Source organism: Streptomyces vilmorinianum (assembly GCF_005517195.1).
Classification (GTDB): Bacteria; Actinomycetota; Actinomycetes; order Streptomycetales; family Streptomycetaceae; genus Streptomyces; species Streptomyces vilmorinianum.
In genome coordinates this window covers 3,288,988-3,304,678 of the sequence record NZ_CP040244.1, presented here as the reverse complement: position 1 = coordinate 3,304,678, position 15,691 = coordinate 3,288,988, and the positions used below count along the sequence as shown (strand labels likewise).

8 protein-coding genes and 2 pseudogenes are annotated in these 15,691 nt (G+C 72.1%); 6 read left to right on the top strand and 4 right to left on the bottom strand.

Annotated features, from left to right (window positions below; genetic code table 11):
- Positions 1–93 precede the first annotated feature (93 nt).
- Complete coding sequence (locus FDM97_RS15560; RefSeq protein WP_137990998.1) at positions 94–2,166, bottom strand: SpoIIE family protein phosphatase; 2,073 nt, start codon at positions 2,164–2,166, stop codon at positions 94–96.
- Between the two features lie 320 nt (positions 2,167–2,486).
- Between FDM97_RS15560 and FDM97_RS15555 the strand changes: the two genes are divergently transcribed.
- The 4 genes from FDM97_RS15555 to katG all read left to right on the top strand — a co-directional run bounded on the left by FDM97_RS15555 (position 2,487) and on the right by katG (position 11,507).
- Positions 2,487–4,619, top strand: a complete 2,133-nt coding sequence (locus FDM97_RS15555; RefSeq protein ID WP_137990997.1) for a DUF4139 domain-containing protein — start codon at positions 2,487–2,489, stop codon at positions 4,617–4,619.
- Positions 4,620–4,627: 8 nt separating this feature from the next.
- Positions 4,628–6,190, top strand: coding sequence for a DUF4139 domain-containing protein (locus tag FDM97_RS15550; protein ID WP_137990996.1), 1,563 nt, complete (start codon positions 4,628–4,630; stop codon positions 6,188–6,190).
- A 147-nt stretch (positions 6,191–6,337) separates the two neighbouring features.
- Positions 6,338–9,094, top strand: a complete 2,757-nt coding sequence (locus tag FDM97_RS36405; protein ID WP_254705609.1) for a S8 family peptidase — start codon at positions 6,338–6,340, stop codon at positions 9,092–9,094.
- Between the two features lie 223 nt (positions 9,095–9,317).
- Positions 9,318–11,507: a catalase/peroxidase HPI gene (gene katG / locus FDM97_RS15540; protein ID WP_137990995.1), complete on the top strand. Its 2,190-nt coding sequence runs from the start codon at positions 9,318–9,320 to the stop codon at positions 11,505–11,507.
- Positions 11,508–12,255: 748 nt separating this feature from the next.
- Here the strand turns inward: katG and FDM97_RS15535 are convergent.
- Positions 12,256–12,477 (bottom strand): RICIN domain-containing protein, encoded by a 222-nt coding sequence (locus FDM97_RS15535; RefSeq protein WP_175439132.1) that lies wholly within the window; start codon positions 12,475–12,477, stop codon positions 12,256–12,258.
- Here FDM97_RS15535 and FDM97_RS15530 point away from each other — a divergent pair.
- A pseudogene (locus tag FDM97_RS15530) lies at positions 12,455–13,179 on the top strand (class II fructose-bisphosphate aldolase). The gene FDM97_RS15535 and the pseudogene FDM97_RS15530 sit on opposite strands and share 23 nt — an antisense overlap.
- Positions 13,180–13,216: 37 nt before the next feature.
- On the opposite strand, the gene FDM97_RS15525 reads toward FDM97_RS15530, so the two are convergent.
- Positions 13,217–13,906, bottom strand: coding sequence for a TetR/AcrR family transcriptional regulator (locus tag FDM97_RS15525; RefSeq protein ID WP_137990993.1), 690 nt, complete (start codon positions 13,904–13,906; stop codon positions 13,217–13,219).
- A gap of 122 nt (positions 13,907–14,028) precedes the next feature.
- Here FDM97_RS15525 and FDM97_RS15520 point away from each other — a divergent pair, with 122 nt between their 5' ends.
- Positions 14,029–14,493 carry a hypothetical protein gene (locus FDM97_RS15520; RefSeq protein WP_137990992.1) on the top strand — a complete coding sequence of 155 codons (465 nt, stop codon included), beginning with the start codon at positions 14,029–14,031 and terminating at the stop codon, positions 14,491–14,493.
- A 37-nt stretch (positions 14,494–14,530) separates the two neighbouring features.
- On the opposite strand, the pseudogene FDM97_RS15515 reads toward FDM97_RS15520, so the two are convergent.
- A pseudogene (locus tag FDM97_RS15515) lies at positions 14,531–15,668 on the bottom strand (family 1 glycosylhydrolase).
- Between the last annotated feature and the right edge of the window lie 23 nt (positions 15,669–15,691).

The window sequence follows — 15,691 nt, the reverse complement described above, 5'->3', positions numbered from 1 at the left end:
GTGCGTAATTCGAGACACTGCGCCATCCGGGAACGGTCCTGCTGGGCCGACGGGGCGAAAAGGACCTCCGCTCGTACGCCGTCCGGCTTCTGCTCACGCCCGGCTGGGGAGGCGGGCGATCAGCAGCGCGATGTCGTCGTCGGCGGAGCCCGGCACGAGGTGGGTGAGGAGGCTGTCGCACAGCCCGGTCAGGGACGGATAGGGCTGGGCGAGCAGGTGGGTGAGTTCGGCGAGGCGTTCGTCGATGTCACTGCCGCGGGCCTCGATGAGCCCGTCGGTGTACAGCACGAGGAGGCTGCCCGGTTCCAGGGTGATCTCCGTGGTGGTGAAGCGGGTGCCGCCGACGCCGAGCGGAGTGCCGGGAGGCAGGTCGAGGAGGTGGACCGTGCCGTCGGGGCTGACGGTCGCGGGCGGAGGGTGGCCGGCGCGGGCGATACGGCAGCGGCGGGTGGTCAGGTCGATCACCGCGTAGAGGAAGGTGGCGAGCATCGGCTCGGCGAGGTCGTCGAGCGCTGCCTCCAGCTGGTGCAGCAGTTCCTCGGGTTCGATGTCGAGCCTGGCGAGTGCCCGGACACTGGCGGAGAGCCGTCCCATCACGGCGGCGGCCTGGGTGCCGTGGCCCATGACGTCGCCGATCAGCAGAGCCGCTCTCCCGCCGGGCAGGTTGAGCACGTCGTACCAGTCGCCGCCGACCTCGTTGACGTCGCTGGCGGGCAGGTAGCGGTGGGCGACCTCGAGCCCGGCCGGTGCGGTGATGTGCTGGGGCAGCATGCTGCGCTGCAGGGTGAGTGCGGTGTCGTGTTCGCGGTGGTAGAGGCGGGCGTTGTCGATGCTGACGGCGGCACGCGCGGCGAGCTCGCCGGCCAGGATCACGTCGTCGGAGGTGAAGGGGCCGATCGGACGGGAGCGGTAGAACGTGGCCACGCCGAGTACCAGGTCCCGCGCGAAGAGCGGGGCCATCATGAACGAGTGCACGCCGAGCTTCAGCAGCTTCGCGGGCCTGTTCGTGTGGCGGGCGGCGGGGGCGATGGCCTTCTCGTCGAGGCTGGCCAGCAGGTACGTCTCGCGTCTGGAGAGAGCCTGGGTGTAGGGGGCGGCCGCCGGGAAATCGAGGGTACGGCCGAGGGGGGCGAGGACATCGGTGATCGCGGAGCCGGTCAGCGGGGCCTTGCCCAGGCGGCGCAGCGCGACACCGCCGGCCAGGCCCATACCGGGCTCGTCACCGTGGGCGAGGGTGTCCAGGACATCCACGGTGACGGCATCGGCGAAGCGGGGAACGGCGAGGTCGGCGAGTTCCTGGGCGGTGCGTTCCAGTTCCAGGGTGGAGCCGATCCGGATGGACGCCTCGCTGAGCAGGGCGAGCCTGCGTCGTCCCGTCTCGGCATCGATGTGGGCCTGCTGCTGGTCGGTGATGTCGAGCAGCGAGGCGATGACTCCGATCGCCCGGCCACCCGGGTCCTCCACGCGCACATAGGAGCAGGACCACGCCCGGTCGTGGTCGGGCTCGGCCGGTGTGCGTCCGATGCGGCGGCGGTCCAGGACCGGCTCCCCGCTCTCCAGGACGTGCCTCATCGCCGCTTCCATGTCCTCGGCGTTCACCTCGGGCAGGAGTTGGGACAGGCGCCGGCCGATATGGGCCGACTCCGACAGACCGTTCATCCTCTCCAGGGCCGGGTTGACCCGGAGGAACCGCAGCTGCGTGTCCAGGACGGCGATCCCGACCGGGGAGCGGGCGAACAGCCCGTCCCACACGGCCGACGATCCGCGGATACGCCGCGCGGCGTGGGCTTCGGCGGCGAAGAGCAGGACGGCGGAGGCGTCGTCACGCCGGTCGGGAACGGGGCTGGCCCAGATCTCCAGTTCCACGGGGTGCCCGTCGCGGTGCCAGGCGGTGACGGTGCCCATGACTCCCCGCCCACCGGCCGCGGCTTCCCACAGCGACCGGCCGAGGCTCCTGTCCGCGCCCGGGTGCAACAGCTCGGCGATGTGCCGTCCGATCACCTGCTGCGGGCTGTAGCCGAGGAGTTCGACGGCGGCCCGGTTCCAGCGCACGATCGTTCCATCGGCGCTGGTCGCGACCTGCGCCACCGGCAGCGCGCCCAGCCAGCCGCCGGCGTCCTGGGCGGCGGCGCTGACCAACTCCTCGACCGGGTTCTGCTCCGTCATCCGGGCCTCCCGCTCAAGAGGTCATCGCGGCCCACGCACGCGTGGAAGGGGTGGAACGCCGTCGCGTACGAACGTGTCGCGGCTACCGCAGCGCTTCCTCCCTACCTCCCAGGGTCACTCCGGCGGCACCGGCCCGCTCCCCCAGCAGCTCCTTTCTCACTGCCCGGCAGCGCTCGATCACGCACCGCTGCGAACGGCTGCCACCGGCTGCGAAGCCGGGCAGCGGTGCGGGTGAGCGTCGCCCGGTGGGCCGGAACAGCGCGGACCGCTCGGGAGTAGGCTTCGCCCAGCACGGACTCGGCGTGGGGGGGGCGGGGGAGATGACGGCTGGGGCAGCGCAGAGGTGGGGCTCGACCCTCGATGCGGTCGTGGTGTACGCGCAGGGCGCGCTCTGCCGCCGCCTGGCCCGGGGCAGCGTGCCGCCGGACGGCCGGCTGCGGGTGACGGGACTGCCCCGCTCGCTGGACCCGAGTTCCCTGCGGGCCCGCGTCGTGAGCGCCCCCGGGGTGCGCGTCACCGAGGCGCGGGTGGAGGTCGAGGCCGAGCCGCTCGACACGGGCACGCCCGACGCGTTGGGGCGCGAGGTCGAGCGGCTGCGCGACGCGTACGCGGCGGCGCAGGGACGCCGGGACCGGCAACTGGGCCTGATCGAGGAGGTCAAGGGTCTGCACCCGGTGCCGCCGGCCCGCAGGCGCGAGGACCCGCACCGCCGCACCCCGGTCGACGCGTGGCTGGAACTCGCCGATTTCGTCGACGAGCGGCTGACGCGACTGCACACCCGCCTCGTCGAGCTGGAGGAGGCGCTGCTCCGCGCCGAGCACGAGCTGGACGTCGCCGCGGACCGGCTCGCCCGCGCCTCCACCGCCGCACCGTCGGCGCACGTGGAGACCACGGTCTCCGCGGTCCTGACTCTTGAGACCCTCGAGCCCCTCCACGGCGCCGGTGACGCGGAGGTGGAGCTGGAGCTGGAGTACGGGGTGCCGGGCGCCGTCTGGGTGCCTGCGTACCGTCTCACCCACCGTCAGGGCGACGGCACCGGCCGTCTGGTGCTGCGCGCCTCGGTCGCCCAGCGCACCGGCGAGGACTGGACCGGCGTACGCATCGCCCTGGCCACCGCCGACCTCGGGCGCCGCACCGACCTGCCGAGGCTCCGCTCGATCCGGATCGGACGCCGTCAGCCCGCCCCCGCGCCTTCCGGCTGGCGCGAGCCTCCGGCGGGGCTCGCCGACCTGTTCGCCGGGTACGAGGCGGCAGGCCCGCGCCCCGCAACAACCGCCACGCCCAAGGCTGTTGCGGTCGGCTCCGCGCCCGTGGCTGTCGCGGGCGGCTTGGCGGGCGGTCCCGTTCCGCCACCGCCGCCGCCTCCCCCGGCACCGCAGGCGTACGGCGCTCCGCCGGCTGGGCTCCCGGTGCCCGGCGGCGCGTACACCCCCTCCCCGGAGGCGTTCGGCGGCGGGATGTCCGACGCCGCGCAGCCGGCCCCGTCGCGACCGCGCGGCAGGCCGGGTGCCGGGAGCAGGTCCTTCGCCGGACCCCCCGCCGCCATGGCACCCGCTGCTCCTGGCGCGGCCGCACCGCCACCGCCGCCGTCACCGCAACCGCCCCCGGCGGCCGGTCCGCCGCAGCCGAGCGGCGCCGAGCTCGACTACGCCGCCCTCGTCCTGTGCGGCCCCGACGAGCAGGGCGGTCGCAGAGGCCGGCTCTTTCCCGACTCTCCCTTCGACGCGGTGGCGGCCGAGTACCGCCGTCGCGCCGAAACGGTGGCCTCGCTGCCGCTGCCGGGGCACGCCGTGCGGCCCCGCGAGTCGGCGGGGTCCTTCGACCACCGCTTCGATGCCACCGCCCGAGCCGACGTTCCGTCGGACGGCACCTGGCACACCGTCACCGTCGGCGAGATTCCGGTGGGCTTGCGCACCGAGTACCTCTGCGTGCCGTCCGTGGAGCAGACCGTGTACGCGACGTTGGTGCTGTCCAACGCCACCGACCAGGCTCTGCTGGCCGGCCCGGTGGAGGTCAGCGTCGACGACGAGTTCCTGCTGACCGCCGCACTGCCCACGCTCGCCCCCGGCGGTGTCCGCCGGGTCGGGCTCGGGCCGGCGGAGGGCATCCGCGTCACCCGCCGTACGAACGTGAACGAGTCGACCGCGGGCCTGCGCAACAACACCACCGTGCTCGACCACCGTGTCCATGTGGAGCTGGCCAACCGGCTCGCGAGGCCTGTCACCGTCGAGGTCCGCGAGCGCGTGCCCGTCACCTCCGAACCGGACGTCCGGATCGAGGAGCGGGCCGACTGGACCGCACCCGAGGACGGCGCGGGGAGCGAGCACCATGCCCCGGGCACCCGGGTCTGGCGGGTGGACCTGCCCGCCGGCGGCACCGTCGCCCTCGACGGCGGCTACGAGATCCGCATCCCGGCCGGCAAAGCCCTGGTCGGCGGCAACCGCAGGAGCTGACGCACGCCATGTCCACAGCCTCGAAGGTGATCGCCCTCCCCGTCACCGCCGTCACCTGCCTGGAGGACCGCGCCCACGTCGAGCGCGCCGTCGAGCTCGACCTGGAGGCCGGGGTCCAGCGGCTGCGTCTGGGGCCGGTCAGTGCGCTGGCCGTCGACCGTACGCTCCATGCCGAGCTGACCTCCGGTCACCCGGCGACCGTGCTCGACGTGCGGATCGTCCGCACCTGGACGCCGCGGCAGCCGGCGCCGTCCGCCGACGACGACTCCGTCCTGCGCCACCGCGTGCACTCCCTCGAGGAGGAGCGGCTCGGCCTGGAGCGGCGACGCGATCGGCTGCGTGCCCGCCTCGACCTGCTCGGCCGTCTCGCCACCGATGTGCTGCGGGAGATCGGCGAGGGCGCCGGCTCCGGGGAGACCGAAGGGACCCGCTGGGCCCGCGAACTGGACCGCGTGGACGAGGAGCGCGACGCGTACGGCGAGCAACTCCGCACCGTGGAGGCCCGGCTGGCCGCGATCTCCGTCGAGCTCGGGGAGACCACGCGGGCCATGGACCTCTCCGAGGAGGAGCCCGCCGAGCTGGTCGGTCACATCGAGCTGACCGTGGAGGCGGCGGCCGCCGGCCCGGTCGGGCTGCGCCTGAGCCACCTCACGCCGTGTGCGCTGTGGCGGCCCGCCTACCGGGCCGTGCTCGACGGGGACTCGTTGACGCTGGAGACCGACGCGATGGTCTGGCAGCGGACGGGCGAGGACTGGTCGGACGTACGGCTGACGCTGTCGACGGCCCGGTCGGCGTCGGCCACCGAGCCACCGTGGCTGGGCGAGGACCGGCTGACGCTCAGGGACCGCGCAGCCGCGGAGCGCCGTACGGTCGACGTCGAGCTGCGCGAGGAGGAGATCGGTGACCTCGGCCCGGTCCCGGTGCTCGGTCTGCCGGGGGTGGACGACGGCGGCGAGGCGCGGGTGCTGAGCTCCCCCTCGCCGGTCTCCGTGCCCGGCGACGGTCGCGCCCACCGCGTGCCGCTCTCCGTCTTCACCACGGACGCGAGCAGCGAGTACGCCTGCTCACCCGAGCTGTCCCCGCTGGTCACCCAGGTGGTGCGGTTCGACAACCGGTCCGGCCATGTGCTGCTCGCCGGGCCCGTGGACCTGGTCCGCGGCAGCGGATTCAGCGGCCGCGGCACGCTGGACTTCACCGCTCCCGGCGCCCCCGTCGAGCTGGCCTTCGGCAGCCGCGACGACCACCGGGTGGTCCGGCAGGCCGAGGAGTCCCGCGATTCCGCGGGCATCATGCAGCGGAACGTGGTCACGCGCACGGTCCGGCTGCACCTGTCCCGGTTCTCCGCCCCCGGGGAGACGGGCGAACGGGCGGTGGTCCTCCGGGAGCGGATCCCGGTCTCCGAGGTCTCGGCGGTGGAGGTACGCCTGCGCGAGGAGGCCTGCTCCCCGGCGCCCGACGTGGTCGACGCCGAAGGCATCGTCCGCTGGGACGTCGCCCTGCCGCCCGGCGGCCGCCGCACGGTCACCCTCGTCTACGAGCTGTCGGCGAGCGCCAAGGTCATCGGCCTCTGAGCACAAGGGCCATCGGCGCCCAAGAGCCGTAATACGGGCACCGGCGGGGGCAACTCATCACTCTCGCCAGGGTGTTCGATACCGTGACGCCTTCTTCACGCATGTTCCCGCGGGCATCCCCCACTGCCCGCTTCCCTATGGAGTGAAATGAGAAGGCCTATATGGGCCACGGTCGTCACCGCGATGATGACCGTGACCCTCGGCGCCATACCGGCCAACGCCGCGCCGGTGAACGCCGGAACCACCACCCCCACGGCAGCCGACCCCATCGACCCCGCCCTCCACGACGAGGTCGCCGACGGCGGCACCGTCAGGGTCAACGTCGTCACCAGGAGCCGCGCGGACCTGCCCGCCGCGGCCCGTGCCGGCAAGGCGCTGCAGACCTTGGCCGCACTGCCCGTGACCACCCTGAACGTGGACGAGGCGGGTCTCGAGAAGCTGGCCGCACAGCCGGGCGTGGTCAGCGTCACCGAAGACGTGGCCGTCCCCCCGACGCTGGATTCGAGCCTTCCCGTGATCGGCGCGGACAAGACCCGCGCCGCGGGAAACACCGGTGCGGGCACCGCGGTGGCCATCCTGGACACCGGCGTCGCCGTCAAGCACCCCTTCCTGGGCAACCGGGTGATCGCCGAGGCGTGCTTCTCCACCGTCGTCCCCGACTACCCCGCCACCAGCCTGTGCCCCAACGGCACCGAGCAGCAGGAGGGGCCGGGCTCGGCGGACACGGAAGCCGGGCCCTGCGCGACGATGGGCACCGTCTGTGACCACGGAACCCACGTGGCGGGTATCGCCGCGGGCAACGGGCAGGGCGTGACCGGAGCTCCCAAGGCCGGTGTCGCCCCCGGCGCCTCCATCATCGCCATTCAGGTGTTCAGCAAGGTCGACTCCGCGGAGCGCTGCTCGCCCAGGACAGCGCCGTGTGTGCTGACCTTCACCAGCGCCACGCTCGCGGCCCTGGACCATGTGCTGCAGCTCCGGCAGTCCGGGACGCCGGTCGTAGCGGCCAACATGAGCCTGGGCGGCGGCCAGCACACGACGGCCTGCGACCAGGACGCCCGCAAGGTGGCCGTCGACAGCCTGCTCGCCGCCGGGGTCGCCACGGTGGTCTCCGCCGGCAACAGCGGGTGGACCGACGCGGTGAGCTCCCCCGGCTGCGTGTCCTCTGCCATCACGGTGGGCAGCACCGTGGACGACGACACGCTGTCCTCCTTCACCAACCGTGGTCCGCTGCTTGACGTGTTCGCACCCGGCAGCGACATCGTCTCCTCGATTCCCCGCGGCGGCTTCGGCTCGAAGAACGGCACGTCCATGGCCGCTCCCCACGTGGCGGGCGCCCTCGCGGTTCTCCGGCAGGCGTACCCCCGTGCGACCATCGCGCAGCTCGAGACGATCCTGAAGACCGGCGGGAAGACCGTCACCTACACGGGCGGCAGCACTCCGCGCATCCAGCTCGATCTGTCGCCGCGTATCACGGACTTCAACTGCGACGGCGTCGAGGACACCGTCTTCGGCGACCCGAAAGCGACGGTGGGCGGCGACGCCAACGCCGGTGTCGTACGGGTGATCCACGGCGGCGGCAAGGGCACCGCCGAGATCAACCAGGACCTCGCCGCCGTCTCCGGCGGTGCCGAGCCGGGCGACTGGTTCGGCGAGAACCTGGCCACCTTCGACCATGACAAGGACGGCTGCACCGACCTCGTCGTGGGTGTCCCGGCCGAGGACGTCGGCACCACCACGGACGCCGGTTCCGCGCAGATCTTCTACGGCGCCGCGAACGGCCTGTCCACCGGCAAGGCGGCCCTCGACCTCGTGCAGGGCACGGGCGCGGGCTCGATCCTGTCCTCGGCCCCGGAGGCGGGCGACCGCTTCGGCAACGCCGTCGCCGCCGGTCACACCCGCGCGGGTGAGCCGTACCTCGTGATCGGCGTGTCCGGCGAGGACCTGGGCACCGTCGCCGACGCGGGCAGCGCCCACTACCTGCGCGGCAGCATCAACGTCGCCGTCCACCAGGACAAGCCGGGCATGAGCGGTACCGCCGAGGCCGGCGACAAGTTCGGCTCCTCCCTCGCGGCCTCGGCGAACCATGTCGTCATCGGCTCGCCGGGTGAGGCGATCGGCACCCTGGCCAACGCGGGTGGCGTTCAGATCCTCAAGCACGACCTGAGCGTCGACGGCATCCCCGCCCCGGTCCAGGGCATCAGCCAGGACGACGACTTCGTGTCCGGCGCGTCCGAGGCGGGCGACCAGTTCGGCGCGTCCGTGGCGGCCGTCACGTACCGTCCTTCCGCCACGGCTGCCGCGACCGACACCGTCTTCGCGGTCGGCTCCCCCGGCGAGGCCCTGACCGTCGGCACCAGTACCGTGACCCAGGCCGGAGCCGTCCAGAGCTTCCGCGTCACCGGGACCGGTACGGTCACCCAGGCCGCCAACTTCCACGCCGAGGTCGAGAACGTGCAGGGCTCGGCCGAGGCCGGCGACAAGTTCGGCCAGAAGGTCGCCCTCGCCGACCTGGCGCCGCGCGCGCCCGGCACGGCGAGCAGCCTCGTCCTCGCGGTCGGCATCGCGGGTGAGGACGTCGGCACCACCACGGACGCGGGAGCGGTCCAGACCTTCTACCCGTTCGGGGCCCCGGGCGACAACGACTTCTGGATCGAGGCCGGTAACGCCTCCGGCCTCGGCGGCACGCCGACGGCCGGCCACGCCGTGGGCACCCACCTCGGCGCCACGGCCGGCAGGCTGTACATCGGTGTGCCCAACACCGCTCCGTACGGCGCCGCGTACGCCCTGCCGTGGAGCAACGCCACCGGCGGCCGCACCGGCACGACCGGCACGGTCACCACGCATCAGCCGGGCCAGAACGGCCTTCCGGCCGCGGGCGGCGGATTCGGCTGGTCCATCGGCTGATCGCGACAGCGATCCGGCCATGACCGGACACACCTGAAAGGTGAGGCCCTGGAGGATTTCCCTCCGGGGCCTCACCCGCTTCGGCCGCCGAAATGATGATCGGAAAATGCCCGCCTTTCCTTACGTGGGGTGCTCTGCGTGTGTCTCGTAGCGACGCGCTCTTCGGTGCGCGACCATGCAGCAGCCAGCACACGGAAACACCGAGACGGAAAGAAGGGCGGACGTGAACGGCAGCGAAAGCGAGAACCCGGCGATCCCCTCCCCGGCCCCCACGGCGACTCCCCCCAGGACGAACCGGGACTGGTGGCCTAATCAGCTGGACCTTCAGGTCCTCCACCAGCACGCGCCCCAATCCAATCCGATGGGTGAGGACTTCGACTACGCGGAAGAATTCGCGACCCTGGACGTCGACGCGCTGAAGCAGGACGTCTTCGAGGTGATGACGGCGTCGCAGGACTGGTGGCCCGCCGACTACGGACACTACGGGCCGCTCTTCATCCGGATGAGCTGGCATGCCGCGGGAACGTATCGCATCGCCGACGGCCGGGGCGGTGGCGGCTCCGGCGCTCAGCGCTTCGCCCCCCTCAACAGCTGGCCGGACAACGCGAGCCTCGACAAGGCGCGCCGTTTGCTCTGGCCGGTCAAGCAGAAGTACGGCCGGAAAATCTCCTGGGCCGACCTTCTGGTCTTCGCCGGCAACTGCGCCATGGAATCGATGGGGTTCAAGACGTTCGGATTCGGCTTCGGACGAGAGGACATCTGGGAACCCGAGGAAATCTTCTGGGGGCCCGAGGACACCTGGCTCGGAGATGAGCGCTACAGCGGCGACCGGGAACTCACCGGTCCTTTCGGCGCCGTGCAGATGGGACTGATCTACGTCAATCCGGAGGGGCCGAACGGCAACCCGGATCCGATCGCCGCCGCCAAGGACATTCGCGAGACGTTCGGGCGCATGGCGATGAATGACGAGGAGACGGTCGCGCTCATCGTCGGCGGGCACACGTTCGGCAAATGCCATGGTGCGGTCGATCCCCAGTACATCGGTCCGGAACCCGAGGGCTGCCCCATCGAGCAGCAGGGCATCGGCTGGAAGAACACGTACGGCACCGGCATGGGCGCCGACGCGCTCACCAGTGGGCTCGAGGGCGCGTGGACCACCGCGCCGACGACGTGGGACAACGGGTACCTGGACAACCTCTTCACGTACGACTGGGAGCTGACGACGAGCCCGGCCGGCGCGAAGCAGTGGACTCCCAAGGATCCCTCGGCCCAGGGCACGGTGCCCGACGCCCATGATCCGTCGAAGCGGCACGCTCCCATGATGCTGACGACGGACCTCTCGCTGAAGCTGGATCCGATCTACGCGCCGATCGCGAAGAGGTTCCACGAGAACCCGGACATGCTCGCGGACGCCTTCGCCAAGGCCTGGTACAAGCTGTTGCACCGCGACATGGGGCCCCTCACGCGGTACCTCGGCCCGTGGATTCCCGAGCCGCAGCTGTGGCAGGACCCCGTCCCCGCGGTCGATCACGAGCTGGTCGCGGACAAGGACGTCGCCGACCTCAAGAGCAGGATCCTCGCCTCGGGACTGTCCGTCCCCCAGCTGGTCACCACCGCTTGGGCGTCGGCGGCGAGCTTCCGCGGCACCGACAAGCGTGGCGGCGCCAACGGGGCACGGATCCGACTCGCGCCGCAGAAGGACTGGGAGGTCAACGACCTGCCCGAGGTGGCCGAGGTGGTGCGGTCCCTCGAGCGGATCCAGCAGGACTTCAACCGCTCACAGACCGGCGAAACGTTGGTCTCGCTCGCCGACCTGATCGTCCTGGGCGGGTGCGCGGCCGTCGAGAAGGCCGCGAAGAACGCCGGGTACGACATCACGGTCCCGTTCGCACCGGGGCGTACGGACGCCTCGCAGGAGCAGACGGACGTGGAGTCGTTCGGCGTCCTCGAACCCAGGGCGGACGGGTTCCGGAACTACCTCCGGGCGGGAGAGAAGTTGTCGCCGGAGACGCTCCTGCTGGACCGCGCGAGCCTGTTGACCCTCACCGCTCCCGAGATGACGGTCCTGATCGGCGGCATGCGGGCCCTGGGCACCGGCTTCCGGCGGTCCCCGCACGGTGTCTTCACCGGCCGGCCGGAGACGCTGACGAACGACTTCTTCGTCAACCTCCTGGACATGGGTACGGAGTGGAAGGCGTCGACCTCGGCCGAGAACGTCTTCGAAGGCCGGGACCGCGCGACGGGAGAGGTCAAGTGGACGGCCACCGCCGTCGATCTCGTCTTCGGGTCGCACTCCCAGCTCCGGGCCGTCTCGGAGGTCTACGCGTCCCAGGACGCGGGAGAGAAGTTCGTGCGTGACTTCGTGGCGGCGTGGGACAAGGTGATGAACCTCGACCGGTTCGACCTCGCCTGAGCCCGATGTCCCGGTCGGCCGCGCGTCGGCCGACCGGGACGTCGTCGGGCATCGTCGGGATCCGCCTGTCCGGCGGCGACCGATGGCCGCGCGGAACGACCCCCGGTATACCGGAGGGGTGCGTGTGCCCGAGCGGCTGTCGGCCGCGGTCGAGATCCTGGGTGTGCGCCCGGACGACCACGTGCTGGAGATCGGTTGCGGTCGCGGGGTCGCCGCGGCACTGATCTGCGAACGGCTCGTACGAGGCGACGGCCGGCTGCTCGCCCTGGACCGGACCGGCCACCCGCGAACTGTCCATCATCGCCACACTGCTCCGACCGGAGGGCCGGCTCCTCATCGCATACGACCCCCCGCCGGGCGGCCCCGTCGAGCCACTCCGGGACACGGTCCGCGACCACCTACGGCGAGCCGGATTCCACCCGACGGTCACGACGCGCCCCCTGTCCGGGACCACCTTGCTCGCCATCAGCGCGCGTCTCCCCGCCTGAGCCTGGATCCCCCGACGACCCGCGCGAAGTCTCGGGCTACACACTGCTCGCCAAGATCGGCAGCTTCATCGGCACTCCGCAGTACATGTCCCCCGAGCACGCCTTCGCCCGTCCATCGCCGCCATCATCGCCGATACGGAACACCGGCCGCCAGACCTCAGCGGCTTCCCCGAGGCTCTGCGCAACCTGCTGACGGCCTGTCTGGCCGCCATTCCTTCCACTCCGGAGCTCGGCTTCTGCGGGGAGTGGGATGTCGGCGGTCACAGGGAGGTTCGCTGGAACCGCTGGTTGGCGGCGCCGGTGCAGATCGCCTGCCTGAGCTGGGCGTTGTTCGCCGTGGAAGCGTTGGGGACCTCGGCGCACTCGCCGGTGACGGCGTTGTCGAGCTCGGCGTAACCGTTGCCCAGGTCCCTCAGGGTCCAGTGCTGCTCGGCCTTGTCGACACCGCACGTCCAGGTGATGACACCGACGCCGAGGTCCACGCACGTGTTGACGCTGCGCGAGACGGGCCTCGAACACGCCGAGGCCGTCATCGCCGGTGCCGGAGAAGCCGGTTCACCCGTCGTCCTGCAGATCGGCGAGAACGCCGTGCGCTATCACGGTGCCCTCGCCCCTCTCGGCGTCGCCGCCCTGGCCATCGCCAAGGCCGCGCCGATACCCGTCGCCGTCCACCTCGACCACGCGGCCTCCGCCGACCTCGTCCTTCAGGCCTCGAACTCGGCTTCTCCCCGGTCATGTTCGACGCCTCGCCCTGGAGTACGAGGACAACGTCCGCGCCACGGCGGCGATCGTCGCCCACTGCCACGCGGCAGGGGTGTGGGTGGAGGCGGAGCTCGGGCGAGGTCGGTGGCGAGGACGGCGTCCACGCCCCGGGCGCGCGGACCGACCCGGACGAGGCCGCCGCCTTCGTCGCCGCGGCGCTCGACTTCGCCCTGATCGGCGCGTTGCGCGCGACCGTCCCCGTACCGCTTGTGCTGCACGGCTCGTCGGGCGTGGCGGACGAAATCCATCCCGCGTCGTCGACCACGGCATGACCAAGATCAACATAGCCACGCATCTCAACCACGACGCTCGCCGAGGACCCGGCCCTGGTGGACACCAGGCGGTACCTCGGTGCCGGACGCGCCGCGATAGGCCGTGAGGTGGCTCGGCTGCTCGGCGTGCTCAGGGCCGCCGGAGCGTGACGTCGGGCGGGGGCGCAGGCGGGGACGGTCGTCGGTGCTACGTCCGGTCCGGGCCGTCGGTACGGCCCGTGGAGTCGGCGGAGTCCGTGGAGTCGGTGGAGTCGGCGGAGTCGGTGGAGTCGGCGGAGTCGGTGCGTTCGAGCGCGTCGATCAGCGTGTCGCGCAGCCGGGCGAGGTCACCGGCCATGTCGATGGACGGGTCGAGGAGCCACTGCAGCTGAAGCCCGTCGGTCGCGGCGAGGAGCATGCGGGCCGCCCAGGCGGGGTCCGGCCGCTCGGTCGCCGGGACCGCGGCCTCGGTCGCGGGCCGGCCCTGGGAGAGGATGGCGGCCAGGGCGGTCCGGATCGTGCGGTAGCGCTCCTGGAAGAAGTCGTGCGCCGGGTGCTCCGGCTCGGCGGCGGCCGCGGCAAGGTCGACGAACAGCTTGACCAGGCCGGGGGTCGCGACGTTCTCCGCCAGCAGGTCCGTCCGCCACAGGGTGCCGGCCTCGCCGTGGACCTCCGCGGCAGCGGCGTCACGCGCTTCGAGTACAGCGGTGAGCAGCGCCTCACGGCTGCCGAAGTGGTGGAGCACGCCCGCGTCGGTCATGCCGACGCGGGCAGCGATGTCCTTGACCGACACGCCCCGGGTGCCCGCCTCGGCGTAGGCGGCGAGGGCCGCTTCGAGGATCAGCTTCCGCTTGGCTGCGGTCTTCGCGTAGGGGCCACGAGGGCTGCGGGTGCTCACCGGAGAACCCTACTCCGTGGCACCGCCCACCCAAAACCTAGACGGACTAGATTTTAGGCTTTACGGTGGTATCCGGGACGTTTCCCCCACCCCCACACGCCCCGCAGGTAAGGAGCCCAACCATGCCCGCTCCCCTCCTCCCGAACCCGCGACGCACCTCCGTGCTCTGGGCCGATCTGCTGGAGCCGGACGCCGAGCGTCGCGACGGTTGGGCGGTATGCAGCCACCCTCCGCGGCTCGTGGCCTGCGGCGAGACCTGGGACGCCGTCGTCATCACTCCTCTGGAGCGGGGTCTGGCCGCACTCGACCGGCTGAGTCTGCCGAGGGAAGCCGGCTATCCGGTCCTTGCCGACTACATACGGCGTCAGCTCATCGTCCAGGTCCCTGTCGGCACCGCACACCACTGCGACGCCCCCGGCAGCCGCATGCTGTCCGCAGAGACCTGGCTCCTCGTGCCGGACGACCGCTACGGCACGGCCTCCGCGACCTGGCTCAGCGCTCCTGGCCCCTTGTCGTCCCGTCTGGTCGACGCCGCACTGCTGTGCAGGGCACTGAGGGATCTGGACGCATCGTTCAGGAACGGCTGACACACGCCCTCCGGCGGGTTCGGGCGGACGATGGGCTTCAGGCGCCCCTGGGCAGCAGGCGGGAACGGGCGATCTCGCCCAGCCAGGCGGCGGACGGCTTGGGTGCGCGGGCGAAGGTACGTGGGGCGACGGCGATCAGCCCGAAGGTGGGCGCGTACGACCCCCATTCGTAGTTGTCCAGGGCACTCCAGTGCAGGTACCCACGGATGTCCAGGCCGTCGTCGAGGGCCGCCGCCAGGTCCCTGAGGGCGGTGGCCGTGTACGCGATGCGGCGGCTGGCGTCGCCGGTGGCGATGCCGTTCTCCGTGACGATCAGCGGCACGTCGCCGACGACCTGCGCGGTGTGCCGCAGCGCGTGCCCGAGGGCGTATGGGTAGTACTCCCAACCGGTGAGCGTGCGTTCGGCGGCGTCGGGCACCGGAAGCGGCCCGTCGGGTCCCACCCGGGTCCGGGTGTACGCCTGGACGCCGATCCAGTCGTCCTGGCACGCCGCCTCGATGAACACGTCCTCGCGGGGATACCGGTAGGCGGCGGCGATGTCCTCGGCGCCGGGCGTGGCCTGGAAGACCTGGTTGGCCACGGACCAGCCGACCTGGATGTCCGGGGACATCGCCTTGACGGCGGCGACGGCCCGGCCGTGGGACTCGATGAGGGCCGCGGTCACCTTTCCGTCGGGCAGCGGCATCCCGGCCGCCGGCGCGGCCTGCCCCTCCTCCCCCTCCCCCTCCCCCTGCGCCTGGGCGGCGCCCAGGTGGATCACGGCGTCGAACGCGGCGACCACGTTCGGCTCGTTGATGGTGCAGGCATGCCGTACGCCGCTGCCGATGACCCGCTCGGTGGCCGCCACGTACCGGGCGAACCGGTCGACCGACCATGCGCCGGTAGTGGGCGAGCGCGGCCTGGGAGAAGTGGCCTGGAGCGCTTTCGATGCGGGCCCACTCGATGCTGAACCGGTAGTCGGTGAAGCCGAGTTCGGCCAGCAGGTCCATGTCCTCGCGCCACCGGTGGTAGCTGTCGGCGGCGTCGCCGCTTGGCTCCTTCACCGGGCCTCCGGCGTGCTCCAGGTGCCACCAGTCACTGTTGGTGTTGCCGCCCTCGGTCTGATGGGCCGACGTCGAGGCGCCGAACAGGAAGTCGTCGGGCAGAGGCAGGCCGTCGGCTGCGGTCGGCAGCATCACAGGGGTCCTTTCGGGTCGGC